Source organism: Micromonospora humidisoli (genome assembly GCF_016900955.1).
Classification (GTDB): Bacteria; Actinomycetota; Actinomycetes; order Mycobacteriales; family Micromonosporaceae; genus Micromonospora; species Micromonospora wenchangensis.
This window is the reverse complement of the sequence record NZ_JAFEUO010000004.1, coordinates 516,607-539,849: the sequence shown is the minus strand read 5'-3', so window position 1 is coordinate 539,849 and position 23,243 is coordinate 516,607. Positions and strand designations below refer to the sequence as shown.

Sequence of the window (23,243 nt, the reverse complement as noted above, 5' to 3'; positions counted from 1 at the left end):
GGTTGAGCGGCGAGGGGAGACGCGGCATGGCGTGGAGCTGGCGGTACGAGGGCACGGACGGCGCAGCGGTCGACGGGCCGGCCGAGACGTTCAGCAGCCAGGCGGACGCCGAGTCCTGGATCGGCCAGACCTGGCGGGAGCTCGCGTCGTCAGGCGTCACCGCGGTCACGCTCGTCGAGGACGACCGGGTGGACTACCGGATGAGCCTGCTGCCGACGGCGGAGTGATGGCCGGCGACCGCCCGGGGGGCGAGCCGCTGGTGCTCGGCGTGCCCCGGGCGGCGTTCCGGCCCAGTCCGGTCTTCCTGGCCCTGGTCGCGCTCTTCGTCACCAGTGGCGTGCTGACCTGGAACGGGGTCGGCAACGTCCGGTTCGACGTGTTCCTCTTCGTCGTCTCCGGCTGGCTGGTCTCGCTCTGCCTGCACGAGTACGCGCACGCCGTGGTCGCCTACCGGGCCGGCGACCGGGACATCGCCCACCGGGGCTACCTGACGTTGAACCCGCTGAAATACACCCACCCGCTGCTGTCGATCGTGCTGCCGGTGGTGGTGGTGCTGCTCGGCGGCATCGGCCTGCCCGGCGGGGCGGTCTGGGTGGACCGGCACGCCATCCCGGGCCGGCTGCGGCACACCCTGGTCAGCCTCGCCGGCCCGGCCACCAACGTGCTGTTCACCCTGCTGCTGGTGGTGGTGCTGCGGGTGGGCATCGACGCGGGCGGCCCGGTCGAGTTCTGGGCCGGGGTGGCGCTGCTGGGGTTCCTCCAGCTCACCGCGAGCGTGCTGAACCTGCTGCCGGTGCCCGGCCTGGACGGCGGCAACATGATCCAGCCGTGGCTCGGCCCGCAGTACCGCCGGATGTACGACCTCTTCGCGCCGTTCGGGTTCATCCTGCTGTTCGCGCTGCTGTGGAACCCGCGCATCGGCGGCTGGTTCTTCAGCGCCGTGTTCTGGCTCAGCGACCTGCTGGGGCTGCCGCCGTGGCTCTACGGCACCGCGCTGTCCCTGATCCGCTTCTGGCAGAGCTGACCGCACCCCACCCCGGACCGACCGGGGGTGGGGTGCGGCCGGTGCCGGTCAGGGCCGCTTGGCCGGGCTCTCCGTCTTGGCCGGGTCCCGCTCGGTGACCGGGGCGACGATCTCGTCGATGGCCTTGAGCAGGTCGGCCTCCAGGGTCACCCCGGCCGCCTTGACGTTGTCGTGCACCTGGTCGGGGCGGGACGCGCCGATGATCGCCGAGGCGACGTTGCGGTTCTGGAGCACCCAGGCGACGGCGAGCTGTGGCATGGTCAGCCCGGCCTGCTCGGCGAGCGGCTTGAGCTGCTGCACCCGGGTCAGCACCTCGTCGCCCAGCCACTGGGCGATGAAGTTGGCCCCGGACTTCTCGTCGGTGGCCCGGGAACCGGCCGGCGGCGGCTGGCCCGGCAGGTACTTGCCGGACAGCACGCCCTGCGCCATCGGCGACCAGACGATCTGGGAGATGCCCAGCTCCTCGCTGGCGGGCACCACCTCGGCCTCGATGACCCGCCACAGCATCGAGTACTGCGGCTGGTTGGACACCAGCGGGATGCGCAGTTCCCGGGCGAGGGCGTGCGCCTCGCGCAGCTGCGACGCCTTCCACTCCGACACGCCGATGTAGTGCGCCTTGCCGGCGCGTACGACGTCGGCGAACGCCTCCATCGTCTCCTCCAGCGGCGTGCTGTAGTCGTACCGGTGGGCCTGGTAGAGGTCCACGTGGTCGGTCTGGAGGCGACGCAGCGAGCCGTCGATCGACTCCATGATGTGCTTGCGGGACAGCCCCCGGTCGTTGCGGCCGGGACCGGTCGGCCAGTAGACCTTCGTGAAGATCTCCAGCCCCTCCCGGCGCTCCCCGGCCAGCGCCTTGCCGAGCACCGTCTCGGCCCGCGTACCGGCGTAGACGTCGGCGGTGTCGAAGGTGGTGATGCCGGTGTCCAGGGCGGCCCGGACACACGCCAGCGCCGCCTCCTCCTCGACCTGCGAACCGTGGGTGATCCAGTTGCCGTACGAGATCTCACTGACCATGAGGCCCGAGCGGCCAAGGTGTCGGAATTCCATGCTCCGACCCTAGCCCCGTCCGGTGCGCCGCACCCGTCGGCGCAGCCGGTGTCAGAGCACCGGGTGGGTGTCGGCGAGCAGCCGTTCGATCTCCGCCACCACCGTGTCCCAGTCGGGGTGCACCGGGGGGATCAGCGGCTCACCTCGCCGGTCCAACGCCCCCCAGTGGTTCATCCCGTCGCCGACCAGGAACGCCACCGGGTGCACCACCAGCGCCGGGTGCACCGGCCGGACCAGCACGGCGCCGGTGCGGTCGAGCACCCCCCGCCGGCCGGCCAGCTCCACCACGGCCAGCCCCTCGTCGGTGAACCCGTCGAGCCGGCGGCCGTCGGACAGCGTCGTGTCGATCCCGTGGTAGCGCGGCGGGACGACCAGCCGCCCGTGCCGGTCCACCGCCCCCCAGCCGCCCCGGCGTACCGCCGCCACCCCGGCCCGGAACGGCCTGACCTCCTCGAAGCCCGCCGGCACCACCACCGTCCCGTCGGGTTCGATGGCCGACCAGTCGGCGTCGCCGCCCTGCGACACCCAGGCCAGGCCGTCGGAGAAGGCCAGCACCCGGGCGTACGCGGGACCGAGCAGGGTGCCGCCGGTCTCGTCGATCAGCTCCCACCCGGTCTGGTCGGGGCGGCGTACCCAGGCCATCCGCTCGTGGAACGGCTGCGCCTCGACGTACCGGTAGTCGACGACGAGTTCGCCGTCGGTGTCGGCGTACCCCCAGCGACCCTGGCCGTCGTGGGTGGGGCGCGGGGACCGGCGGCCGTGCCGCACCTCGTCCCGACTACGCGGGTACGGCCCGAAGCCGCCCCCGGCGGCTGCGCGGGCGTGCACCGCGTCCAGGCACACCGCGATCCGCCCGGTCAGCTCCGGGTCGTCGGCCCGGCGCAGGTCCAGGGCCCGTTCGAAGTGTCCACACGCCTCGATCAACCGACCCTGGTCGTAGCAGGACCGGCCGGCGTGCTCGTGCAGCGCCGAACGCAGCCGGTCCGGCAGCTCGGTCGAGTTGGCCTCGGTGAACAGCCGGTCGGCCTCGGTGAACTCACCCTTCCACCGCAGCGCCTCGGCCAGCCGTGCCCGGGCCAACGCGGTACGCCGCAGCTCCCCTGTCGCCTCGGCGTAGGTCAACGCGAGCCGGCCGTCGGCCACCGCGTCGTCCAGGTCGTCGACCAGCCGGGACAGCACCGCCCGCAGGCTGAGCAGCCGGGCGCGGGCCCGGTTGTCCAGGGCCGAGGCGAGCTTCTCGGTCAACCGGCGGCGGATGATCCGTAGCTCCGCCGGGTCGTCGACCACCTCGCGCAGGGTCTCCGGGTCCAGCCGCCACCGGTAGCCGGCGAGGACCTGCTCCGGGTCGGCCTGCCGGGGCGTCGCGGCGTCCCGGGATTCGGCCGGGGTGCCCGCGGTCGGGCCCGCCGCAGCGGCCCGTTCGGTGGTGTCGGCCCGGTCCTCGGTCGTCGCCGGGTCGGTGCCGGTGGCCCGGTCCGGTGGTGTCGGCCGGTCCTCGGTGGTGACCGGGTTCGCGGGGACGGCCCGGCCCGGCGACGGGGGCGGTCCGGGCGGGTCGCCGACCGTCGTCGTGGCCGTCGGGTCGGTGTCGTGGTGGATCCCGCCGTCGACGGACCCCACCGTGCCGTCGGTCATGACGCCGCCCGCTGCGGTGTCGGTCGGTGCCAGGTCGACCGGATCGGTGTCGACCGGATCGGTGTCGGTCGGGGTGATGTCGGCCGGGGTGGTGTCGGGCAGGGCGATGCGGGCGAGGGTCATGTCGACCGGATCGGTGCCGGGCAGGACGGTGCCGGTGCTGCCGGTGACGGGTGCGGGGGGCACCGGGACGGCGTGGTCGGGGACTGCCACCGGGACGGCGTGGTCGCCGGCCGGGTCGGGGCCGGCGGGGGTGACCGGAGCGGCGTGCCGCGTCGGGCCGGCGTCGACGTCCATCGTGCCGGACCGGTCCTGCGGGGTGTCCCCGCCGGGCACGGCCAGCAACGCGGCCGGGTCCGTGGTCGCGGGAGGACCACTCAGGGCGCTCCGGAAGGTGCCGCCTGGGGGATCGGAGGCGTCGGGGACCGTCGGGCGGGGACGCCCGGCACCGGGTGGCCCGGCAGCGGCTCCGCCCTCGGCCGGGCCGTCCCCGGTGTGCGTCCCGGCGTCGGCGGGGATGGTCGACCGGCCCGGGTCGCCGGTGGCGGCCGGTGGGACCGGGCCCGGGTCGGCGGGCTGCGACGGTGGTGCCGGCGACCGGGGTACGGGCACGTCGGGGCCACCCGTCGAGGCCCCGTCGGACGCGGCCGGACGGCCGACCGTGGACGGGCCCGGCGGGCTGCCGCCCGTCGGGCGGGCGGCAGGCGTCGTACTGTCCGTCGGGGTGGTCGGCGTGGGGGTCGACCGGCCGGGCCGGAACCAGGCCGCCGAGCCGCCCGACGGGGTCGGGGCGGCGTCGACCGGACGGTCGGTGCCGCCGGTCTCCGGTGCCGGCGGAACGTAGCGGCGCGGCCGGTCGGGGGTGATCTCCAGGGCGGGCCGGTCGGCGGTGGGTGTCGCCGGGGGGCGACCGGCGGCACCCGGGTCGGTGGGCCCGTCGGCTCCCAGGCCGGCGACGGGTGCCGTCGGGGGGCGGGCGGCCGGGCCCGGGTCGGTGGGCCCGTCGGGTCCGGTGCCGGTGGCGGGCGGTGCCGGAGGGCGGCCGGCGGGCCGGTCGACCGGTGGCGTGTGCTCCGGTGGCCGGCGGAACTCGATGTTCAACCGGGCGGCCGGCGGCGCGGAGACCGGGGTGGCCTGGTCCGGGGCGGGCAGGGGCGGCGGGCCGGCGGCGTGGCGCTTGCGGATGGGCAGCTCGGTGGGGGCATCCGGCGGCAGGGTGGTCTGCCGGGCGGCCGTCGGGGCCGGCGTGTCGGGGCCACCTGGCCGGGTGCCGGCCGACGGTGGCGCAGGCCCGGGTCGGGGGCCCCACGGGCCGGTCGCGGGTGGGCCCGCAGTGGTCGTGCCGGGCGGCGACGACACCGGGGCCGGTGACACCGGCAGCCCGGAGACCGGTGCTCCGGACACCGGGTGGCCGGGCGGTGGGTCCAGGGGCGGCGAACCGGCGTCCGGACGTCCCGGGGTCGCCGCACCGGGGCGACGGTCGCCGGGGAACCCCGCAGTGGTCCGGGCCGCCGGACGGTCCCCGTGTCGGGTGGGCGGCTCGGCCGGATGCCGTGGGGGGTACGCCGGCCGGTCGTCGCGGCCGTGGTCCGGTTCCCGCGTCGGGCGGGGGTCGGTGCCGGTACGACCCCACGGCTCGCGGGACGGCTCGTCCTGCGGACGCAGGTCGGGGTACGCCAGGTGGCGGGCCGCCGGCTCGTACGGCTGCGCCGGTCGGCGCTCGTCGTGGCCACGCGGATGCTGCCACCGCTCCTCGGGGATGGCCGACGTCGTCGACCGGCTGTCGTGGCGTGGCGGGCGGCCGGGCGGGGTGTCGTCGAGCGGGCGGGCCGGCGGGGCGTCGTGGGGTGCGCGCTGCCACCGGTCCGGGTGTCCGGGGGCGGCGGGCCGTCGGTCGGGGTCCCGCCGCGGCGGGTCGTCCTCCCGGAACCGGGTCGGCAGGTCCCCGCCGGGTGCGGGCCCGGCCGGGTACGGGTCGTACCGGTCGGCGGCGCGGCGGTGCGGCTCGTCGTCGACCCGGCGGCGGTCGGCGGCGGGGCGTTCGCTGGTGGTGCGCCGCCTCGGCAGGCCCTCGCCGGGTTCGCGCGGCCAGTCCGGTTCGGTGGACCGGTCGGGGCGGGCGTGGGGCGGCTCGTGCCGGGGCGCGGGGGACACGGGCGGGCGGCCGGGGGACACGGGCGCGCTCCGCTCCTGCCGGGGCGGGCTGTCGTACCTGTCGGTGTCGGCCCGGTCGCGGTGCCAACCGGTGGGTGCCGGTTCGGCGTCGCCCCGCCGACGGTCCGACCAGCTGATCCGGTCGGCCTGCCGGTCGTCGTACCGCTCGGGTGCGGGCTGCCGGCGTTCCCGCTGCCAGATCGGCCCGTCCGCCGGCCGCCGGTACGCCTCGTCGGCGGGCCGCCGGTACGCGTCGTCGGCGGGCTCCCGGTAGGTCTGGTCGGCCAGCCGGCGGTACGGGTCGTGGTCGCCGCGCCGCTCGGGGTCGTCCCGACGGGGCGGCTCGTCAGCCAGGTCGGACCAGGACCGGCCGAGGTACGTGCCGTCGGAGCGGGTCGGGGCGAGCGGGGGTACCTCGGCGCGGCCGGAGGCGGTGACCCGTCCCCGGGGGTCGGCGTACTGGGAGCCGAGGTCGCCGGGATAACGCTGGCCGGGGAACTGCGGATGCCACTCGCCGGTCGGCTCGATCACCCAGGACGGTTCCTCCGGGGCGTCCCAGCGGTCGGACCAGCCGCCCGTCACCTGGTGGCTCCGGCTCCACGCGTGCGGCGCGGCCCGATGCCCGGCTCGCGTCGCTCGCTCACGGCGGTGTCACCTCGTTGCAAATTGTCGTGCAGGGCGCCCCGGGATGCCGGTAAAGTCCCCCGTCCGGCATGGCGGGGCTGCGGAAGGAGGGTAACGGCGTGGGCTCGGTCACCGCCACTGCGGCACCGTCCACGAGCGCAAACGTTACCCGATGGTTCCGGACATTCGGGGCCATATCCCGGGCCGGTTTCCGGCGCTACTCCACCTACCGGCAGGCGGCCCTGGCCGGGGCCGTGACCAACACCGTGTTCGGCTTCCTGCACTGCGCGGTGCTGCTGGCCGCCGCCGGTGCCGGGAGCGTCGGCGGGTACGACAAGGCCCAGCTCGCCACGTTCGTGTGGGCGGGTCAGGGGCTGATCGCCGTGGTGCTGCTCTGGGGCTGGACCGACCTGGCCGACCGGATCCGTACCGGCGACGTGGCCGCCGACCTGCTCCGCCCGGTGCACCCGGTGACCAGCTATCTCGCCACCGACCTGGGCCGGGCCGGGTACGCCGCACTGGCCCGGCTGCTTCCGCCGGTCCTGGTGGGGCCGCTGTTCTTCGACGTCTACCTGCCGTCGCGGTGGCCGACGGTCGGGCTCTTCGTGGTCTCGGTGGTGACCGCCGTGGTGCTCTGTTTCGGCTGCCGGTTCCTGGTCAACGCCGCCGCCTACTGGTGGCAGGACGCCCGGGGCCCGGTGCTGCTGTGGACCCTCGGTTCGGGGGTGCTGGCCGGGCTCTACTTCCCGCTGCGTTTCCTGCCCGACTGGCTGCAACTGGTGCTGTGGTGCGGCACGCCGTTCCCGAGCCTGCTGCAGACCCCGCTCGACGTGCTGGTGGAGCGGGACCCGCCGGCCGTCCAGGTCGGCCTGGTCGCGCTCCAGGTCGGCTGGGCGGTGCTGGTGCTGGCGGCCTGCCGGCTGGTGCAGCGGCGGGCCGAACGTCGCCTGGTGGTGCAGGGTGGTTGAGTCACGGGCCGGCGGGACGTTCGGGGCGTACCTGGCGTTGGCGGGGGCGCAGGCCCGCGCGCAGACCACCTACCGGGCGTCGTTCCTGCTCGACCTGGTGGGCAACGTCGGGGCCACCGTGTTCGACGTGGTGGCCGTCCTGGTGATCTACGGGGTGACCCGGGAGCTGGGCGGGTTCACGCTGCGCGAGACGCTGGTGATGGTGGGGCTGTCCTCCAGCGCCTTCGCGGTGGCGGACCTGCTGGTCGGCAACATCGAGCGGCTGCCCACCCACGTGCGGACCGGCCTGTTCGACGCGGTGCTGCTGCGCCCGCTCGGCGCGCTGCCCCAGCTGCTGCTGATGAACCTGCCGCTGCGCAAGGTGTCCCGGGGCCTGTTCGGGGTGGGTGTGCTGGTGGTGGCGTTGACCTCGGCCGGGATCGACTGGACGCCGGCCCGGGTGGCGTTGGCGGTGCTCGCCCCGCTGGCCGGGGTGGTGTTCTTCGGGTCGCTCTTCGTGGCCACCGCCACCGTGTCGTTCTGGTGGGTCGACTCCGGCGAGCTGGCCAACTCGGTCACCTACGGCGGGCGGGACTTCACCACGTACCCGGTGACCGTCTTCGACGGGTGGTTCCGGGCCGCCTTCGCGTACGGCCTGGGGTTCGCCTTCGTCAGTTACCAGCCGGCGCTGGCGCTGCTGGGCCGCGCCGACCCGCTGGGCCTGCCGTCGTGGGCCGGCTGGGCGGCGCCGGGGGTGGCGCTGGTCGCCGTCGCGGTCGCGGCGGCGGCCTGGCGCACCGGCATCCGCCACTACCGGAGTACGGGGTCATGAGCGTCATCGAGCTGGACGGGCTGCGCAAGGAGTTCACGGTACGGGTGAAGGCGGGCCGGCTGCGTCGACAGAGGCGGACCGTCACCGCCGTGGACGGCATCGACCTGCGGGTGGAGCGGGGCGAGCTGCTCGGCTATATCGGCCCGAACGGGGCGGGCAAGTCGACCACCCTGAAGATGCTCACCGGGGTGCTGAGCCCGTCGGCGGGTCAGGCCCGGGTGTGCGGGCTGCGCCCGGTCGCCGACCGGACCCGGCTGGCGCTGCGGATCGGGGTGGTCTTCGGCCAGCGTTCCCAGCTCTGGTGGGACCTGCCGCTGGCCGACTCGTTCGACCTGCTGCGGCACCTCTACCGGGTGCCGGCCGCCGCGCACGCCGCCCGGCTGCGCCGCTGCCGCGACCTGCTCGACCTGGACGACTTCCTGACCACCCCGGTCCGCCAGCTCTCGCTGGGGCAGCGGATGCGCGGCGAGTTGACCGCCGCGCTGCTGCACGACCCGCAGGTGCTCTTCCTCGACGAACCGACGATCGGGTTGGACGTGGTGAGCAAGCAGGCGGTGCGGGGGTTCCTCGCCGAGCTGGGCCGGGCCGGCGACACCACGCTGGTCCTCACCACCCACGACCTCGCCGACATCGAGCGGCTCTGCGCCCGGCTGGTGGTGGTCGACCACGGCCGGGTGGTGCACGACGGGTCCATCGCCGCCCTGCACGCCCGGTACGGCTCCCGTCGGCTCGTCGTCGCCGACCTGGACGCCCCGCTGGCGGTCCCGCCGCAGCCGGTGGGGGCGGCGCTGCACCGGGTCGAGGCGGACGGACACCGGCTGGTCTACGCCCTGGAGTCGGCGGGGGTGGCGGAGGTGATCTCCGCGTTGGCCGGGGTGGCCGCGCTGCGGGACCTCTCGATCGTCGAACCGGACATCGAGGACGTGGTGGCCCGGCTCTACCGCAGCCCGGCCCCCGACCCGCGTCGCCCGGCCTGACCGGGTCCTCTCCCGCTCCGCCGTCCGGTCCCGCCGGACGCGACGAGGCCGGCCGGACGCGACGAGGCCCGCCGGACGCGACGACGGCCCCGCCACCGGGCGGGGCCGTCGGGAGACGTCGGTCAGATCGGGTCGCCGATGTTCACCCGGGGGGCCGGCGCGCGCATCCGGCGGAAGGTGATCGACCGCATGATCGCGTAGAGGTAGAGCGACCCCATCCGCTCGCCGCTGTTGGGGTGGCGCTCCCGCACCAGCTTCTTGATCCGCCGGGAGATCAGCACCGAGTCGATCACCACGCCGAGCGCGAGCGCGCCCCACACCACGTTGGAGGCGAGCCGGATCGCCTGCGGCATCGCCGCGTTCGACCCGATCAGCACGATCAACGCGCCGCCGAAGAACCAGGTGCCGATGGTCCGCCGGGAGTCGACCACGTTGCGGGCCAGCAGCCGTTCCGGCCCCCGGTCCCGGGGGCCGCCCTCGCGGCGGAACTCGGCGGCGGCCTCGGTGCGCGCCTTGCGGCGCTGCTCCCGGGCCTCCTCCTTGGTCAGCGGCCGGGTCGGGCCGGCCGGCCGGCGACCGGCGACCGGCCGTTTCGGGGTTTCGACGCCCAGTTCCTTCTTGCTCGGGGTGTAGCCCCGGGGGCGCGCGGCGGGTGGCTCCTCGGTCACCACCGGGGCGGTGGCGGAGGAGTCGGAGTCGGCGGACTTGCGGCGAAACAGCGACGGCACGAGGTGAAGGGTAGCCATACGACGGCGCCCGGTGCACATCACGGTGCACCGGGCGCTCGGTGGAGCGGGTCGGCCGGGCCGACGGGCAGCGGTCGGACCGGCCGCGGAACGCGTGTGGTTACGGCCGCTCGACGTGCGCGCCGAGGTTGGCCAGCTTGGCCTCGAAGTCCTCGTAGCCCCGGTTGATCAGGTCGACGCCGTACACCCGGGAGGTGCCCTCGGCGGCGAGCGCCGCGATCAGGTGGCTGAACCCGGCCCGCAGGTCCGGGATGACCAGGTCGGCGGCGTGCAGCTTGCTCGGGCCGGCGATCACCGCGGAGTGCTTGAAGTTGCGCCTGCCGAACCGGCACGGGGTGCCGCCGAGGCAGTCCCGGTAGACCTGGATGTTGGCACCCATGGAGTTCAGCGCCTCGGTGTAGCCCAGCCGCTGCTCGTAGACCGTCTCGTGGACGATCGACAGGCCCCGGGCCTGGGTCAGCGCCACCACGAGGGGCTGCTGCCAGTCGGTCATGAACCCGGGGTGCACGTCGGTCTCCAGCGCCACCGCGTTCAGCTCGCCGCCCGGGTGCCAGAAGCGGATGCCGCCCTCCTGGCCCGGGTCGCCGAGCTTCGGCGGGCGGGCGTCGGTGACCTCGTACTCGCCGCCGACGGAGCGGAAGATGTTGAGGAAGGTCATCATGTCGGCCTGCTGCGCGCCGAGCACCTCGACGTGGCCCCGGGTGGCCAGCGCCGCCGCCGCCCAGCTCGCCGCCTCGATCCGGTCCGGGATCGGCCGGTGGGTGTAGCCGTGCAGCTTCTTGACGCCCTGGATCTCGATCACCCGGTCGGTGTGCACCTTGATGATCGCGCCCATCTTCTGCAGGATGCAGATCAGGTCGATGATCTCGGGCTCGACGGCGGCGTTGCGCAGCTCGGTGACGCCCTCGGCCATCACCGCGGTCAGCAGCACCTGCTCGGTCGCGCCGACGCTCGGGTACGGCAGGGCGAACTTGGTGCCGTGCAGCCCGTTCGGCGCGGACAGGTGCAGACCCTCGGGGGTCTTGTCGACAGTCGCGCCGAACTCGCGCAGCGCCTGCAGGTGGAAGTCGATCGGGCGGGGGCCGATGTGGCAGCCGCCCAGGTCGGGGATGAAGGCGTGGCCGAGGCGGTGCAGCAGCGGGCCGCAGAACAGGATCGGGATCCGGCTGGATCCGGCGTGCACGTTGATCTGGTCGGTGCTGGCGCTCTCGACGTTGGACGGGTCGAAGACCAACTCGCCGTCCTCGACGCCGTCGGTCACCTTCACCCCGTGCAGGCCGAGCAGCCCGCGGACCACCTCGACGTCACGGATCTTGGGAACGTCGAAGAGCCTGCTGGGCGAGTCGCCCAGCAGGGCCGCGACCATCGCCTTGGAGACCAGGTTCTTCGCGCCGCGCACGCGGATCCGCCCTTCGAGCGGAGTACCTCCGTGTACGACCAGGACGTCGTCCGTCAACGCAAACCTCCAGCGCGTCGGGTGGTGCGGGGTGAGTCGATGGTGGGGCATGCTGTCCAGCTGTCCGGTACGAGCTGTGCAGCTACCCGGAACGGGGCCGGCCCAAAACGGTCCCCGTGGTACGTCGCCCCGGCAGCATAGCCCTCCGTGACGAATTGGGAATTGGTCACCGCACCGGTACGGGAACGAACCGGGGATTCCGGCACGTTTCCGTACCTCGACGGTGACTTCGGGTAATCAGGTGGTGGCCGGCGGCGGGGTGTCGGCACCCGGCAACGCGAGCATCTGGTCCAGCGCCACCCGGGCGTGGTGCGCGGTGTCCGGATCGACGGTGATCTGATTGACGACCCGGCCGGCGACCAGCTCCTCCAGCGCCCAGACCAGGTGCGGCAGGTCGATCCGGTTCATCGTGGAGCAGTAGCAGACCGCCTTGTCCAGGAACATGATCTGCTTGTCCGGGTGGGCCAGCGCCAGCCGGCGGACCAGGTTCAGCTCGGTGCCGACCGCCCACGCCGACCCGGCCGGGGCCGCCTCGATCGCCTTGATGATGTACTCCGTGGAGCCGACCTGGTCGGCGGCGGTGACCACCTCGTGCCGGCACTCCGGGTGCACCAGCACGGTGACCCCGGGCACCCGGGCCCGGACGTCCTGCACGCTGTCCAGGGTGAACCGGCCGTGCACCGAGCAGTGCCCCCGCCACAGGATCATCTTCGCGTCGCGGACCTGCTCGGCGGTGAGCCCGCCGTTCGGCTTGTGCGGGTCGTAGAGCACGCAGTCGTCGAGCGAGTAGCCCAGCTCCAGCACCGCGGTGTTGCGGCCCAGGTGCTGGTCGGGCAGGAACAGCACCTTCGAACCCTGGGCGTAGGCCCAGTCCAGCGCCCGCTTGGCGTTCGACGAGGTGCAGACCACCCCGCCGTTACGGCCGACGAAACCCTTGATGTCCGCCGAGGAGTTCATGTACGTCACCGGGACGGTGTCCGCCGCGACACCCAGGTCGGTCAGCACCTCCCAGGCCCGCTCGACCTGCGACAGCACCGCCATGTCGGCCATCGAGCAGCCGGCGGCCAGGTCGGGCAGGATCACCCGCTGCGCGTCGGTGGTGAGGATGTCCGCGCTCTCGGCCATGAAGTGCACGCCGCAGAAAACGATGTACTCCGCGTCGGGCCGGGCCGCGGCCTCCCGCGCTAGCTTGAACGAGTCGCCGGTGACGTCGGCGAACTGGATCACCTCGTCGCGCTGGTAGTGGTGGCCGAGGACGAACACCTTCGTGCCCAGCGCGGCCTTCGCCGCCGTCGCCCGGGCCACCAGGTCCGGGTCGCTCGGCGCCGGCAGGTCTCCCGGACACTCCACGCCACGCTCGGTGGCGGGGTCGCTGCCACGGCCGAGGAGCAGCAGCGCGGTCGCCGTGTTGGAGGGTTCCACCCAGGTCGAAGTCACGTCCTCATGGTCCCACAACGGGCCGTTCGCACGACCGCTGCCGGTGTGGGCTGCCACACTGCTGCGCGCCGATGTGGCCTGCCACACTCGGGGGCATGCGCGTGCTGCTCTGCCCGGACAAGTTCGCCGGCACCATCGAGGCCCCCGAGGTGGCGGCGGCCGTCGCCGCCGGTTGGCGCGAGGTGGCCGACGCGGACGAGCTGCTGATCCGTCCCCTCGCCGACGGCGGGCCGGGCTTCGTCACGGTGCTCGCGGGCGCGCTCGACGGCCGCCGGGTGCCGGTGCCGACCGTCGACCCGCTGGGCCGGCCCGTCTCCGGTGAGATCCTGCTCACCGCCGACGGCGTCGGCTACCTGGAGAGCGCCCAGGCGTGCGGGCTGCACCTGCTGTCCGCCGCCGAACGCGACCCGAAGGCCACCACCTCGTACGGCCTCGGCGCGCTGGTCGCCGCCGCCGTCGAGCACGGGGCCCGCACGGTGGTGGTCGGGCTGGGCGGTTCCGGCACCAACGACGGCGGAGCCGGCCTGTTCGCCGCGCTCGGCGCGACCCCGCTCGACGACGCCGGCCGGGCCCTGCCGTACGGCGGGGCGGCGCTGACCGCCGTCGCGGCCCTCGACGGCGTCCCCCGGCTGCGCGGCGCGACCCTGGTCGCCGCCACCGACGTGGACAACCCGCTGCTCGGCCTGCACGGCGCGAGCAGCGTCTACGGCCCGCAGAAGGGCGCCGACCGGGCCGACGTACTGCTGCTCGACGCCGCGTTGGAGCGCTGGGCGGCGGTGCTGGAACGGGACCTGCCCGGCTGCCCGCCCGGCCTGGGCACGCTGCCCGGGGGCGGTGCGGCCGGCGGCCTCGGCGCGGCGATCCTCGCCCTCGGTGGGCGCTGCGAATCCGGCATCGACCTGGTCGGCCGGGCGATCGGGCTGGAGGCCGCGCTGGACGACTGCGATCTGGTGATCACCGGAGAGGGCTCGTTCGACCACCAGTCGCTGCGCGGCAAGGTCGTCGCCGGGGTGGCGGGCGCGGCCCGCGACCGGGGGGTGCCCTGCGTGGTGCTGGCGGGGCGGGTGAGCACCGGCCGACGGGAGGCCGCCTCCGCCGGGGTGACCGAGGCGTACAGCCTGGTGGAGCACTTCGGCGGCGAGGAACGCGGCGGGCTGGCGGCGGCGATGGGCCGGCCCGCCGAGGGGCTGCGGGCGCTCGGCGCGCGGCTAGCCCGGCAGTGGAGCCGCTGAGCTGCCGGGGCGGATCCGGCCGGTTCCGGGGGCGGCCGCCGGGCGGCGATCGCGCCGCCCGGGTGGACGCCGCCGGGGCGGCGTACGATCGGAGCTGGACCACACCGGGAATCACTGGGCGACACGTGCTGTTGGCCAGGGTGTCCGGACCCATACCGCGCAGGGAGATTTCCACGTGACCACGCCAGCGCAGACCGACCCGACCGAGGCCCAGGCCCCCACTTCCGTCGTCCTCACCGACGTCGCGGCGCAGAAGGTCAAGGCCCTGATCGAGCAGGAGGGCCGCGACGACCTGCGGCTGCGGGTCGCGGTGCAGCCGGGTGGCTGCTCCGGCCTGCGGTACCAGCTCTTCTTCGACGAGCGTTCGCTCGACGGTGACGTCGTCACCGACTTCGACGGGGTCGAGGTCGTCGTCGACCGGATGAGCGCCCCCTACCTGGCCGGGGCGACCATCGACTTCGCCGACCGGATCGACGCCCAGGGCTTCACCATCGACAACCCGAACGCGGGCAGCTCCTGCGCCTGCGGCGACTCGTTCAGCTGAGTCCAGGTCCGTCCGAGGGGGCCGTCCCGCGCCGGGACGGCCCCCTCGTCGTCCCGCCCGGACCGGTAGGCTGACCCGCGCCGTGCTCCCGACCCCGAGGGTTGACATGAAGATCGCCGTGACCGGCTCGATCGCGACCGACCACCTGATGAGCTTCCCGGGTCGCTTCGCCGACCAGCTCATCGCCGACCAGCTGCACAAGGTGTCGCTCTCCTTCCTGGTGGACGACCTGGTGCTGCGGCGGGGCGGGGTGGCCGCCAACATCGCCTTCGGCATGGGGCAGCTCGGGCTGCGTCCGGTCCTGCTCGGCGCGGTCGGTGCCGACTTCGCCGACTACCGCTCCTGGCTGGAGCGGCACGGCGTGGACTGTGACTCGGTGCACGTCAGTGAGGTGGCGCACACCGCCCGCTTCGTCTGCACCACCGACACCGACATGTGCCAGATCGCCTCGTTCTACGCCGGCGCGATGAGCGAGGCCCGCAACATCGAGCTGGGTCCCGTCGCGGACCGGCTCGGCGGCCTCGACCTGGTCCTGGTCAGCGCCAACGACCCGGAGGCGATGATCCGGCACTCGGCCGAGTGCCGGGACCGGGGCTACCCCTTCGTCGCCGACCCGTCCCAGCAGCTCGCCCGGATGGACGGCGACGACGTGGTCTCGCTGATCGACGACGCCGAGTACCTGATGACCAACGACTACGAGAAGTCGCTGTTGCAGAGCAAGGCCGGCCTGACCGACGCCCAGCTCCTGGAGCGGGTGAAGGTGCGGGTCACCACCCTCGGCAAGGACGGCGTCGAGATCGCCACCCGGGACGCTGAGCCGTTCCGGGTGCCGATCGCCCGGGAGATCCGGGCCGTCGACCCGACCGGTGTCGGCGACGGTTTCCGGGCCGGTTTCTTCGCCGCCCTGTCCTGGGGGCTCGGCCTGGAACGCGCCGCCCAGGTCGGTTCGCTGCTGGCCACCCTGGTGCTGGAGACCGTCGGCACCCAGGAGTACGAGGTGCGCCGCGACCTGTTCGTCAAGCGGATCGCCGAGTCGTACGGGGACGACGCCGCCGAGGATGTCCGACCGCACCTGGTGCCATGACGCAGCTCCTGGTCGTCTTCGCCGGCCTGCCGGGGGTGGGTAAGAGCACCCTCGCCGGGCAGGTCGGCGTGGCGCTGGGCGCGACAGTGCTGGCGGTCGACCCGATCGAGCGGGCGCTGGCCCGGCACGGGCTGACCGGCCCCGGGGCGGGCCAGGCCGGCTACGACGCGCTGGCCGGGCTGGCCGAGGTGCAGTTGGGGCTGGGCGCGAGCGTGGTGGTCGACGCGGCCAACCCCGCAGCCGGCACCCGGGAGCTCTGGTTCGAGCTGGCCGAGCGGGCCGGGGTGCCGCTGCGGCTGATCGAGGTGTACTGCGGCGACGAGGCGGAACTGCGCCGCCGGGTCGAGGCCCGGCACACCGCCGACCCGCTCGCCCCGACCTGGGAGCAGACCCGGCAGCGCGGCACGGGGTACGAACCGCTGATCGGCCCCCGCCTGGTGGTCGACACCACCATCCCGATCGACCCGCTCCCGGCGATCCTCCGCTACCTCACCTGATCCCGGCCCGCCTGGTGGTCCCGGTCCGGGCACCTGGCGGTCCCGGTCCGGGCACCTGGCGTGCGGCCGGTTCGGCTGGCGGCCGGTTTCGGGTAAGGCGGCCCGAGCCGGGCGGGGTCAGCCGGCCTGACCGGGGGAGCGGGTCGGGGTGGCGGCGACGAACGCCGCCCACTGACGGGCGGGGAAGATCAGCACCGAGCCGGACCGGTCCTTGCTGTCCCGCACCGCCACCCCGTCGGGCAGGACGGCACACTCGACGCAGTCGCCGTTGTTGGCGCTGCGGCTGCTGGTGAACCAGCGGGCGGTGGTGAGATCGGGGGTGTGCACGGTGGCCTCCGGGGGGTCAGGCCGCGCCGGCCAACTCCCTGATCAGCGCGCGTGACTCGGCGGGCGAGAGGGCGACCTGGCGCAGGTTGTCTGCCACCATGCTATAGGTGCGGACCCCGTCCGGGTCCTGCACGTACATCGCCCCGTCCAGCACCTCGGTGTAGGCGATCGGCCGGACCTGCGCGAACTCCAGCAGGACGAACTTGCCCAGTGGTGTCGCCGCGTGCGGGCCGTCCTCGGGGCGGAGCACCTGCACGGTGACGTTCGGCAGCTCGGACATGGTGGCCAGGTGGGCGAGCTGGGCCCGTCGGGTCTCGTCGCCGTTGACCCGTAGTCGCAGCGCCGCCTCGCCGATCACCGCGTGCAGGGTGAGCGGGTCGTCGTCGGTGAGCCGCCGGGCCCGGGTCTGCCGGAACGACACGAAGCGCTCGGCGTGGTCGGGGCGGACGAACCCGGTGCCCAGGGTCAGCGCCTGGGCGTACTCCTCGGTCTGGAGCAGACCGGGGATGACCATCGACTCGAACACGAACGCCCCGTCGGCCAGCCCTTCCAGCCCGACGTACGTCTTGAACCAGTCCGGCATCACTGCGGCCCAGGGTGCCCACCAAGTCTTGGCGTCGGAGCGGCCGGCCAGCGTGGTCAGCCGGTCGATCGCGGGCTGGTCGGCCCCGCAGGCGCGGAGCACGGCGGCGATGTCCTCGGGAAACTGCTGGTAACGGCCGGTCTCCATGTGGCCGAGCTTCGGCTTGCCGATCCCGGTGCTGGCCGACAGCTCGGTCAGCGTCATCGGTGCTTCGCGGCGATACCGACCCAGCTCGGCACCGATCAACCAACGCAGCGCCGAAGGATCTGTTCGCCTGCCCATGTATCGCCTCCACCATGTGTACCGACGAGAACATCATGCCGTCGAGTCTTCCGAAGAGCAAGGATAGAAGCTATACGTATAGCAACGACTCTTGGAGGTGGTCATGCCTGACCCCGCGCCGCTCGGCACGCCCGAGGAGTTCCACCTGATGCTCGTCGAACTCGCGAACGAGTTCGCCCCACGCCGGTTCGCGCTCTGCGAGGAGTACGGCGACCGCCTCGACGGCGCGGTCTTCGCCTGGGGCCTGGCCTTCCCCGACAGCGCCCTGCTGCGCCACGACGGGAGAACGTCGACCGGGCACTTCGCCACCGCCGAGAGCGCGTTGCGCCTCTTCGCCCGCACCGGCCGCCGCCTCCACCTGATCTGGATCGACACCCCCACCCCCACCCCCACCACCCCCGCTTCTGTCGATCATGGAGTTGTGGTGCCTTCGAACCGGCAGTAATGCCGCAGATCGGCCACCACAACTCCATGATCGACGGAGCGGGGGTGGGGTGGGTGGGGCGGGGTGGGTGGGGTGGGGTGGGGTGGGGTTAGTGGGTGCGGCGTACTTCGTAGCCTGGGCCCTCGGGGGTGGCGGTGACGAACTCGTGGGCGCGCATGCGGCACCAGGCGGGGATGTCGACGGCGGCGGCCGGGTCGTCGGCGAGGACCCGTAGCACCGCGCCGACGGGCAGCTCGGGCAGCCGGCGGGCCAGCGCGATCACCGGCAGCGGGCAGCGCTGCCCCCGACAGTCCAGCACCTCCACCGGCCCGACCCCGTCGGTGCTGGCCCCGGTCGGGCGGCCCACCGGCCCGGCCCCGTCGTTGCTGGCCCCGGTCGGGCGATCGATGGGGGTGGACCCGTCATCGCCCGTCCTGGTCGGCGGGCGGGTCGGGTCGGGCGGGGTGGTCACCGGCCCACCATGCCGGCTCGGCGGGCGGGTCGGGTCGGGCGGGGTGGTCACAGGCCCACCACGCCGGCGTCGGCGCGCAGGTCGGCGACGATCCCGGGCAGCTCGGCGAGGAACCGCTCGACGTCGGCCCCGGTGCTCTCCCGGTGCAGCGAGACCCGGACGTTGCCGTGCGACAGCACCCCCATCGCCTCCAGCACGTGCGACGGGCGCAGCGTCGAGGAGGTGCAGGAGGAACCGGAGGAGACGGCGAAGCCGCGCCGGTCCAGCGCGTGCAGCAGCACCTCGCCGTCGACGTACAGGCAGGAGAAGGTCACCAGGTGGGGGAGCCGGTCGACCGGGTCGCCGACCACCTCCACGTCCGGCACCTCGGCGGCGACCCGGGACCGGATCAGGTCCACCAGGGGCGTCAGCCTCGCCGCCTCGGCCGCCGCGTCGGCGGCCGCCGCGCGCAGGCTCGCCGCCGCCGCCACCACGGCCGGCAGGTTCACCACCCCGGGGGTACGCCCGAACTCCCGTTCGTCGGCCGGCCACGGCGACTCCCAGCGGGTGCCCTTGCGGACCACCAGCAGCCCGACCCCGGGCGGACCGCCCCACTTGTGCGCGCTGGCGGTCAGCACCGACCAGCCGGCGGGCACCGGCACCCGGCCCACCAGCTGGGCCGCGTCGACGTACAGCGGCACCCCGGCGGCGGTGCAGGACTCGGCGGCCACGGCGACCGGCTGCACGGTGCCCACCTCGTGGCTGGCCCCGATCAACGCCGCCAGCGCCACCCCGGGGGAGTGCACCGTCGCCGACCAGGCATCCAGGTCGAGCCGGCCGAGCCGGTCCACCGGTACGGAGGTGGCGGTCCCACCGGCCGCGACGTGCCGCTGCGCGGCGTGCAGCACCGCCGAGTGTTCGATCGCCGAGTGCACCAGCGTCGCCCCGGTCCGCTGCCGGCCGACCAGGCCACCGAGCACGGCGGAGTGCGCGGCGTGCGTACCGCTGGGGGTGAAGGAGACCTCGTCGGGGCGGACGCCGAGGGTGGCGGCGGTGGCCTCGCGGGCGGCGTCGAGGAGCTGGCCGGCGCGGCGGGCCCGGCTGTAGAGGCGGGCGGGGTCGGCCCAGCCGTCGTCGAGGGCGGCCAGCAGCGCCTGCCGGGCGACCGGGTGCAGCGGCGCGGCGGTGGCCGCGTCCAGGTAGACCGGGTGGGCACTCACGACCGCAGACGCTATCGCGTCGGGGACGGAGGCACCCCCCGATGGGGGCGGACACTGACCCCAAGACCGTCGAGCCCGCCATGGTCGAGTAATCTGCGACCGTCGGTGACGCCTTTGCCGTCGGTGCTGATGGAAAGCCCCACCGCGGCGCGCTAGGGAGGCAGGACCAGGTGGTCGCAAGGAGTTCGGAGGTACGGCCGTCGGCCGTACGGCACGGTGCTTCCCCCGGAGCCGGTGTGCGTCGGCGGCGTGGTGCTGGCCGGCTCGCCGGGCTCGGTCTCGGCGGAGCTGCGCTGCTGGTTCTGCTCACCGGGTGTGACGTCGGCCGCTCGGTCGACGGCTTCGGCTGGCCGCAGGGCGGCATCACCCCCGAGTCGCACCGGATGTACGACCTGTGGATCGCCTCCTGCATCGCCGCCCTGGCGGTCGGTGTCTTCGTCTGGGGCCTGATCTTCTGGTGCGTCGTGCGTTACCGCAAGCGCGGCAACGAGCTGCCGGTGCAGACCCGCTACAACCTGCCGATGGAGTTCCTCTACACCATCGCGCCGATCCTGATCGTCTCCGTGCTGTTCTACTACACGGCCGTGGTGCAGACCGACGTGGTGCGCACGACGAAGAACCCCGACGTCACCGTCGAGGTCGTCGCCTTCAAGTGGAACTGGCAGTTCAACTACCGCGACGGCCAGGGCACCGAGGCCAACACCGTGGCGTCGGTGCTGGGCACCAGCGAGGTCATCCCGGTGCTGGTGCTGCCGACCGACCGGTCCATCCGGTTCGAGGAGACCAGCCGCGACGTCATCCACTCCTTCTGGGTGCCGGAGCTGCTGTTCAAGCGGGACGTGATGCCCGGCAAGATCCGTAACGTGTTCGAGGTCTCCAAGCTGGAGTCCGAGGGCGCGTACGTGGGCCGCTGCGCCGAGCTGTGCGGCAGCTACCACGCCTTCATGAACTTCGAGCTGCGGGTGGTCTCGCCGGAGGCGTACGACCAGTTCCTCGCGGCCAAGCGGGACGGCAAGTCGACGCAGGAGGCGCTGACCGCCATCGGCCAGGATCCGTACGCGACGACCACGCAGCCCTTCGACACCCGTCGTACGAAGGACAACTTCAACCCGGACGACGCGTCCGCGAGCGCGGGAAACTGAGGTATCCGGCATGAAGACCGAGTGGCGTATCTTCCTGATCATCGCCGTGTTCCTGCTCGGCGCGACGGCCCTCTACGGCGCGTGGACCTACGGCGACGGCGGCCAGGTCGAGTGGGTCGGCACGGTGGCCCTGTTGCTGTCCTTCCTGCTCTGCGCGATGTGCGGCGGCTTCTTCTGGTTCGTCTCCCGCCGTATCGACCTGCGCCCGGAGGACCGGCCGGACGGTGAGATCGCCGACGGCGCGGGCGAGATCGGCTTCTTCAGCCCCGGCAGCTACTGGCCGTTCGGGCTGGCGCTGGCCGCCGCGGTCGCCGGTCTGGGCCTGGTGTTCTGGCAGTTCTGGCTGCTCGGGCTGGGCCTGGTGATGGTCATCTTCGCCGCCTGCGGCCTGCTCTTCGAGTACTACTCCGGCACCCGGCGCACGGCCGAGCACTGACCTGACGACGACGGGCCCGCCGCTCCCTACCCGGGAGGCGGGCCCGTCGTCGTCAGGTGATCGACTCCGGCGGGCCGGAGTCGCGGTATCCCGGCGGGCCTGATGCCGCTGTTTCGGCCCGGTTGGGTGGATCAGGCCGGCTCGGGCCAGACGGGTCCCTGGTCGGTCCAGGTGACGCCCCGGTTGCGGCAGAGGCAGAAGGGGTGACCGACGGGGTCGGTGTAGACCCGCCATCCGTAGCCGTCGGGGCCGACGAAGTCCTGCGCCAGCGTCGCGCCGAGGGTCAGGACACGACGCTGCTCGGCCTCGATGTCGTCGACTTCGAAGTCGAGGTGGAACTGTTTGGGGTGTGCGCCGTCGGGCCACTGCGGGGCGCGGTAGTCCGCCACCCTGATGAAGGCCAGCTCGATCTCGCCGAACCGGATGCCGGCCCACTCCTCGTCGCTGCCCGCCTTGACCGGGCGACCCGTCACCGCGGCATAGAAGTCCGCCAGCTTTATCGTGTCCGGGCAGTCGATGATGAAATCCGTGAGTCGGAGCATCAGGTGATCCTGCCATGCCGCCCAGCGGGACGGAGCCCGCGACGGGACCGGGAGCCGCAGGGGTCAGGCCGCGTGACGACCGGCCGACGGGCGGCGGCGACGGTCGGCCAGGCGGGTGGGCTGGAAGGCGAAGGTCGCGATCAGCACCGCCGCCCCGCAGCCGGTGCAGGCCAGCTCGGGGCAGTCGACGCCGTGACCGTCGGGGCACGGCGGTGTCTCGAACGGCTGAACGCCCTCGCAGGTGTCGCAGTAGAGCTCGCGGTCCGACACGGGCGTCTCCTCTCGCTCCGGAAGCCGCCGATGGCCATCGCCGCCATCACCGGAAACGGAAAACTACTCCGATGTAGTTTCCCACGCCCCTCCGACAGTTCCCCGCCACCCCACCAGCCCGTCACCTCGACGTTCCGCGCGTCACGCCGCCCGCCCGCGTTACGCGGGCAGGGTGCCACCCCGCGTGACGCGCCGACCGGGGCCGGCCGGTCCGCCGTTGCGGAGGCGGTCGGGAGTCAGCGGGACGGGAGAGGGTCAGAGGGACCGGGCGACGTCGACCCAGCGTTCCAGGACGGCCGCCGCCGCCCCCGAGTCGACGGACTCGGCGGCGCGGGCCATGCCGGCGCGGACCGCCTCGGTGAGGTCACCGTCCAGCGGGGTCTGGGTGGCCAGCGCGACGGCGGCGTTGACCAGGACCGCGTCGCGGACCGGACCGGCCTCGCCGGCCAGCAGTCGCCGGGCCACGGCCGCGTTGTGCGCCGCGTCGCCGCCCCGCAGGTCGGCCAGGGTGGACCGGGGTACCCCGAGGTCGGCCGCGTCCAGCAGCGCCTCCCGTACGGTGCCGTGCTGGGCCACCCAGACCCGGGTCGGCGCGGCGGTGGTGAACTCGTCCAGGCCGTCCTCGCCGCGCATCACGATCACCGAGTCGCCCCGGCCGGCGAAGACCTCGGCCATCACCGGGGCCATCCGGGCGTCGAAGCAGCCGACCGCCCCGGCGTGCGGCCGGGCCGGGTTGGTCAGCGGGCCGAGGAAGTTGAACGCGGTCGGCACGCCGATCTCCCGCCGGACCGGGCCGGCGTGACGCATCCCGGGGTGGAACCGGGCCGCGAAGCAGAAGGCGATCCCCGCCTCGGCCACGCACCGGGCCACCTGCTCCGGGCCGAGATCCAGCGGTACGCCGAAGAACTCCAGCAGGTCGGCGGTGCCGCACAGGGACGAGGCGGCCCGGTTGCCGTGTTTGACCACCCGGACCCCGGCCCCGGCCACCACCAACGCGGTCATCGTCGAGATGTTGACCGTGTGGGCGAGGTCACCGCCGGTGCCCACCACGTCGACCGCGGTGCGCCGCAGCTCCTCCGGCAGCCTCACCGGCACCGCGTTGCCGAGCATCGCCTCGACCAGGCCGGCCAGCTCGGCCGGGGTCTCGCCCTTCGCCCGCAGCGCGACCGCGAACCCGGCGATCTGTGCCGGTACGGCGGCACCGGCCATGATCTCGTTCATCGCCCAGGCGGTGTCGGCGGTGGACAGCTCGTCGCCACGCAGCAGCGCGTTGAGCAGGTGCGGCCAGGTCCGATCGCCCATGGTGGGCCTCCCGAGCGGGCGTGGGTGC

General features: G+C 74.0%; 24 protein-coding genes. 12 read left to right on the top strand and 12 right to left on the bottom strand.

Going from position 1 to position 23,243, the window contains the following annotated elements; all coding sequences use genetic code 11:
* Positions 1-26 precede the first annotated feature (26 nt).
* Together JQN84_RS17220 and JQN84_RS17215 are read left to right on the top strand one after the other, a co-directional pair.
* Positions 27-227, top strand: coding sequence for a hypothetical protein (locus JQN84_RS17220; protein ID WP_088644650.1), 201 nt, complete (start codon positions 27-29; stop codon positions 225-227).
* A complete protein-coding gene (locus JQN84_RS17215) occupies positions 227-1,024 on the top strand; it encodes a site-2 protease family protein (protein ID WP_204959369.1) in 798 nt (265 codons plus the stop codon). Before JQN84_RS17220 ends, JQN84_RS17215 begins: the two co-directional genes overlap by 1 nt.
* A 48-nt stretch (positions 1,025-1,072) precedes the next feature.
* Here the strand turns inward: JQN84_RS17215 and JQN84_RS17210 are convergent, their stop codons facing one another.
* Both JQN84_RS17210 and JQN84_RS32300 read right to left on the bottom strand, forming a co-directional pair.
* Positions 1,073-2,071 carry an aldo/keto reductase family protein gene (locus JQN84_RS17210; RefSeq protein ID WP_204959368.1) on the bottom strand — a complete coding sequence of 333 codons (999 nt, stop codon included), beginning with the start codon at positions 2,069-2,071 and terminating at the stop codon, positions 1,073-1,075.
* Between the two features lie 51 nt (positions 2,072-2,122).
* On the bottom strand, positions 2,123-6,442 hold the full coding sequence (locus JQN84_RS32300; protein ID WP_307821270.1) for a WG repeat-containing protein: 4,320 nt from the start codon (positions 6,440-6,442) through the stop codon (positions 2,123-2,125).
* A gap of 161 nt (positions 6,443-6,603) precedes the next feature.
* Here JQN84_RS32300 and JQN84_RS17200 point away from each other — a divergent pair, with 161 nt between their 5' ends.
* From JQN84_RS17200 to JQN84_RS17190, 3 genes are read left to right on the top strand one after another with little or no spacing between them, the layout of a single operon-like run.
* A complete protein-coding gene (locus JQN84_RS17200; RefSeq protein ID WP_204959367.1) occupies positions 6,604-7,452 on the top strand; it encodes an ABC transporter permease in 849 nt (282 codons plus the stop codon).
* Positions 7,445-8,263, top strand: a complete 819-nt coding sequence (locus JQN84_RS17195) for an ABC transporter permease (RefSeq protein ID WP_204959366.1) — start codon at positions 7,445-7,447, stop codon at positions 8,261-8,263. The genes JQN84_RS17200 and JQN84_RS17195 overlap by 8 nt, the downstream gene beginning before the upstream one ends.
* Positions 8,260-9,240, top strand: a complete 981-nt coding sequence (locus JQN84_RS17190; protein WP_204959365.1) for an ABC transporter ATP-binding protein — start codon at positions 8,260-8,262, stop codon at positions 9,238-9,240. The genes JQN84_RS17195 and JQN84_RS17190 overlap by 4 nt, the downstream gene beginning before the upstream one ends.
* Positions 9,241-9,362: 122 nt before the next feature.
* On the opposite strand, the gene JQN84_RS17185 is transcribed toward JQN84_RS17190, so the two are convergent.
* The 3 genes from JQN84_RS17185 to nadA form a co-directional block, all read right to left on the bottom strand.
* Positions 9,363-9,986: a DUF3043 domain-containing protein gene (locus JQN84_RS17185; protein WP_204959364.1), complete on the bottom strand. Its 624-nt coding sequence runs from the start codon at positions 9,984-9,986 to the stop codon at positions 9,363-9,365.
* Between the two features lie 100 nt (positions 9,987-10,086).
* On the bottom strand, positions 10,087-11,442 hold the full coding sequence (gene murA / locus JQN84_RS17180; protein ID WP_204959363.1) for a UDP-N-acetylglucosamine 1-carboxyvinyltransferase: 1,356 nt from the start codon (positions 11,440-11,442) through the stop codon (positions 10,087-10,089).
* A 237-nt stretch (positions 11,443-11,679) separates the two neighbouring features.
* Entirely contained in the window at positions 11,680-12,879 is a 1,200-nt protein-coding gene (nadA, locus tag JQN84_RS17175; RefSeq protein WP_204959362.1) for a quinolinate synthase NadA, read from the bottom strand.
* A 71-nt stretch (positions 12,880-12,950) separates the two neighbouring features.
* Between nadA and JQN84_RS17170 the strand changes: the two genes are divergently transcribed.
* The 4 genes from JQN84_RS17170 to JQN84_RS17155 all read left to right on the top strand — a co-directional run bounded on the left by JQN84_RS17170 (position 12,951) and on the right by JQN84_RS17155 (position 16,236).
* The gene (locus JQN84_RS17170; protein ID WP_204959361.1) at positions 12,951-14,111 is read left to right on the top strand and encodes a glycerate kinase family protein; all 1,161 of its coding nucleotides are present in this window, start codon (positions 12,951-12,953) and stop codon (positions 14,109-14,111) included.
* 175 nt (positions 14,112-14,286) lie between these two features.
* Positions 14,287-14,655, top strand: coding sequence for an iron-sulfur cluster insertion protein ErpA (gene erpA, locus JQN84_RS17165; protein WP_204959360.1), 369 nt, complete (start codon positions 14,287-14,289; stop codon positions 14,653-14,655).
* A 106-nt stretch (positions 14,656-14,761) separates the two neighbouring features.
* Positions 14,762-15,739 (top strand): carbohydrate kinase family protein, encoded by a 978-nt coding sequence (locus JQN84_RS17160; RefSeq protein ID WP_204959359.1) that lies wholly within the window; start codon positions 14,762-14,764, stop codon positions 15,737-15,739.
* Positions 15,736-16,236: a P-loop nucleotide/nucleoside kinase family protein gene (locus JQN84_RS17155; RefSeq protein ID WP_204959358.1), complete on the top strand. Its 501-nt coding sequence runs from the start codon at positions 15,736-15,738 to the stop codon at positions 16,234-16,236. Before JQN84_RS17160 ends, JQN84_RS17155 begins: the two co-directional genes overlap by 4 nt.
* A 117-nt stretch (positions 16,237-16,353) precedes the next feature.
* Here the strand turns inward: JQN84_RS17155 and JQN84_RS17150 are convergent, their stop codons facing one another.
* Together JQN84_RS17150 and JQN84_RS17145 are read right to left on the bottom strand one after the other, a co-directional pair.
* Positions 16,354-16,563, bottom strand: coding sequence for a DUF397 domain-containing protein (locus tag JQN84_RS17150; protein ID WP_204959357.1), 210 nt, complete (start codon positions 16,561-16,563; stop codon positions 16,354-16,356).
* Between the two features lie 16 nt (positions 16,564-16,579).
* Positions 16,580-17,428: a helix-turn-helix domain-containing protein gene (locus JQN84_RS17145; protein ID WP_255553971.1), complete on the bottom strand. Its 849-nt coding sequence runs from the start codon at positions 17,426-17,428 to the stop codon at positions 16,580-16,582.
* Between the two features lie 103 nt (positions 17,429-17,531).
* Here JQN84_RS17145 and JQN84_RS17140 point away from each other — a divergent pair, with 103 nt between their 5' ends.
* Positions 17,532-17,873 (top strand): hypothetical protein, encoded by a 342-nt coding sequence (locus tag JQN84_RS17140; RefSeq protein ID WP_204959355.1) that lies wholly within the window; start codon positions 17,532-17,534, stop codon positions 17,871-17,873.
* A gap of 88 nt (positions 17,874-17,961) precedes the next feature.
* Here the strand turns inward: JQN84_RS17140 and JQN84_RS17135 are convergent, their stop codons facing one another.
* Both JQN84_RS17135 and JQN84_RS17130 read right to left on the bottom strand, forming a co-directional pair.
* The gene (locus tag JQN84_RS17135; protein WP_281902926.1) at positions 17,962-18,177 is read right to left on the bottom strand and encodes a sulfurtransferase TusA family protein; all 216 of its coding nucleotides are present in this window, start codon (positions 18,175-18,177) and stop codon (positions 17,962-17,964) included.
* A 194-nt stretch (positions 18,178-18,371) separates the two neighbouring features.
* Positions 18,372-19,523, bottom strand: a complete 1,152-nt coding sequence (locus tag JQN84_RS17130) for a cysteine desulfurase family protein (RefSeq protein ID WP_204959354.1) — start codon at positions 19,521-19,523, stop codon at positions 18,372-18,374.
* Between the two features lie 170 nt (positions 19,524-19,693).
* Here JQN84_RS17130 and ctaC point away from each other — a divergent pair, with 170 nt between their 5' ends.
* Entirely contained in the window at positions 19,694-20,665 is a 972-nt protein-coding gene (gene ctaC, locus JQN84_RS17125) for an aa3-type cytochrome oxidase subunit II (protein ID WP_204959353.1), read from the top strand.
* Positions 20,666-20,675: 10 nt separating this feature from the next.
* Complete coding sequence (locus JQN84_RS17120; RefSeq protein WP_204927841.1) at positions 20,676-21,101, top strand: cytochrome c oxidase subunit 4; 426 nt, start codon at positions 20,676-20,678, stop codon at positions 21,099-21,101.
* Between the two features lie 131 nt (positions 21,102-21,232).
* On the opposite strand, the gene JQN84_RS17115 is transcribed toward JQN84_RS17120, so the two are convergent.
* From JQN84_RS17115 to trpD, 3 genes are all read right to left on the bottom strand, one after another.
* Positions 21,233-21,643, bottom strand: coding sequence for a VOC family protein (locus JQN84_RS17115; RefSeq protein ID WP_204959352.1), 411 nt, complete (start codon positions 21,641-21,643; stop codon positions 21,233-21,235).
* 63 nt (positions 21,644-21,706) lie between these two features.
* Complete coding sequence (locus JQN84_RS17110) at positions 21,707-21,913, bottom strand: hypothetical protein (protein WP_204959351.1); 207 nt, start codon at positions 21,911-21,913, stop codon at positions 21,707-21,709.
* A gap of 255 nt (positions 21,914-22,168) precedes the next feature.
* Positions 22,169-23,215: an anthranilate phosphoribosyltransferase gene (gene trpD / locus JQN84_RS17105; protein ID WP_204959350.1), complete on the bottom strand. Its 1,047-nt coding sequence runs from the start codon at positions 23,213-23,215 to the stop codon at positions 22,169-22,171.
* Between the last annotated feature and the right edge of the window lie 28 nt (positions 23,216-23,243).